This is a genomic window from Pseudomonas emilianonis, assembly GCF_023072625.1.
GTDB lineage: Bacteria > Pseudomonadota > Gammaproteobacteria > Pseudomonadales > Pseudomonadaceae > Aquipseudomonas > Aquipseudomonas paraveronii.
This window is the reverse complement of sequence record NZ_JAKNRV010000555.1, coordinates 1-2,330: the sequence shown is the minus strand read 5'-3', so window position 1 is coordinate 2,330 and position 2,330 is coordinate 1. Positions and strand designations below refer to the sequence as shown.

The window sequence follows — 2,330 nt, the reverse complement described above, 5'->3', positions numbered from 1 at the left end:
AGCTGATTGCCAAGGACAATGGGCCGATGATTGATCAACTGGCACAAACGCCGCGCAGTCCGCTGGAGGCGACTTTCGGGCCGTTATTGAGCCTGCTCGGCAATGCCGGTGCCGCCCGCCGCCTGGAACTGCTGGCCGTGGCGCGCAATCAAGCCCATGAGCGTGACCGATGAAGGCCCTGCCCCTGCGCGCCACCCAGCGCCTGCAATTCCATAAAGGCTTCACCCTCGATGACGCGGTGCCCCTGGTGCCGTATTTCGCCCGGCTGGGCATCAGCCATGTGTATGCCTCACCGCTGCTCAGCGCCCGCGCAGGTTCGATGCATGGCTATGACGTCGTCGACCCGACCAGCGTCAACCCGGAACTGGGCGGCGAAGCGGCGTTGCGCCGCCTGGTGGCCGCCCTGCGCGAGCACGATATGGGGCTGATCCTCGACATCGTGTCCAACCACATGGCCGTAGGCGGCGCCGATAACCCCTGGTGGCTCGACCTGCTGGAATGGGGCAGGTTGAGCCCCTACAGTGAGTTTTTTGACATTCAATGGCACTCGCCCGACCCGCTGCTCAAGGGCCAACTGCTCATGCCGTTCCTCGGCAGCGACTATGGCGAAGCCCTGCAAACCGGCACGCTGACCCTGCACTTCGACGCGGCACACGGCAGCTTTTTCGTCGAGCACTACGAGCACCGCTTCCCGATCTGCCCACGGGATTACGCGATGATTCTGGGCGCCGATGACCTGCTCAAACCGCTCGCCGACCGCTTCAGCGCCCTCGCCTTCCAGGACGACGCCTACGCCGAAGCCGCCTGGCTCAAACAAGCCCTGGCCGAACGCGCCACCCATAGCGCCGAGGGAAAGGCCATCGAACACCGCCTGGGCGCCTTCGACGCACGCCAACCCGAAGGGTTCCAGCGCCTGCACGCGCTGTTGGAGCAACAGGCTTACCGCCTGGCTAGCTGGCGCACCGCAGCGGACGATATCAACTGGCGACGCTTCTTCGATGTCAACGAACTGGGCGGCCTGCGCGTAGAGCGCAGCGCCGTGTTCGAAGCCACCCACGGCAAGATCTTCGATCTGATCAACGAAGGTCTGGTGGATGGCCTGCGCATCGACCATATCGACGGGCTGGCCGACCCACGCGGGTATTGCCGCAAGTTGCGCCGTCGGGTCGATGCGCTGTCGCCCGAACGTCACTTACCGATCTTCGTCGAAAAAATCCTCGGCGAAGGCGAAACCCTGCGCCACGACTGGAAGGTGGACGGCACCACCGGCTACGAATTCATGAACCAGCTGTCGCTGCTGCAACACGACCCGCAAGGCTTCGAAACGCTGGCCGAGCTGTGGACACGCCACAGCGAACGGCCGTCGGCCTTTATCGAAGAAGCCTGGCTGGCGCGCCAGCAGATCCTCAACGGCTCCCTCGCCGGCGACTTCGAAAGCGTGGCCCAGGCCCTGCTGCAAGTGGCCCGCGACGACGTGATGAGCCGTGACCTGACGCTCGGCGCGATCCGCCGTGCGCTGCAGGAATTGATCGTGCATTTCCCGGTGTACCGCACCTACATCAGCGCCCTCGGCCGCAGCGAGCGCGACGACGTGTTTTTCCAGCAGGCCCTGGCAGGCGCTCGCAGCACCTTGAGCGAGGGCGACTGGCCGGTGCTGGACAACCTGGACAAATGGCTGGGTGGCCAGCCGTGGCGCAATCGTCCGATCGGCCGCGAGCGCAAACTGCTCAAGCATGCCTGCGTGCGCTTCCAGCAGTTGACCTCGCCCGCCGCCGCCAAAGCCGTGGAAGACACCGCGTTCTATCGCTCGGCGGTGTTGCTGTCGCGCAACGACGTGGGCTTCAGTACCGAACAGTTCAGCGCACCGCTGGCCGATTTTCACGCGGCCAATCAGCAGCGCTTGCAGGCGTTCCCCGACAACCTGCTAGCCACCGCGACCCACGACCACAAGCGCGGCGAAGACAGCCGCGCCCGCTTGGCCGTGCTGAGTGAGTGCGCCGCCTGGTATGCCGAACACGTGGAGCATTGGCGCACGCTAGCCGCACCGTTGCGCAGCGATGCCACCAGCCCGTCGGCGGGCGATGAATTGATCCTCTATCAGGCCCTGCTCGGCAGTTGGCCGCTGGACCTGCACCTGGATGACCAGCCGGCACTCGAGGCCTATCAACAACGCCTCTGGCAATGGCAACAAAAAGCCCTGCGCGAAGCCAAATTGCAGAGCAGTTGGAGTGCCCCCAACGAGGCCTACGAGCAAGGCGTGGAAACCTTTCTCACGCGCCTGCTGCTCAGCGACGCAGGCCGCGCACTGCGCACGGCCATCAGCGCCGCCG

Annotated in this window: 1 protein-coding gene; it reads left to right on the top strand. The window is 65.0% G+C overall.

Going from position 1 to position 2,330, the window contains the following annotated elements; translation table 11 throughout:
• Window positions 1-169: 169 nt before the first annotated feature.
• Window positions 170-2,330, top strand: a 2,161-nt coding sequence (gene treY / locus L9Z73_RS29240) for a malto-oligosyltrehalose synthase (protein ID WP_247408349.1), incomplete at its 3' end; no start/stop codon positions are given.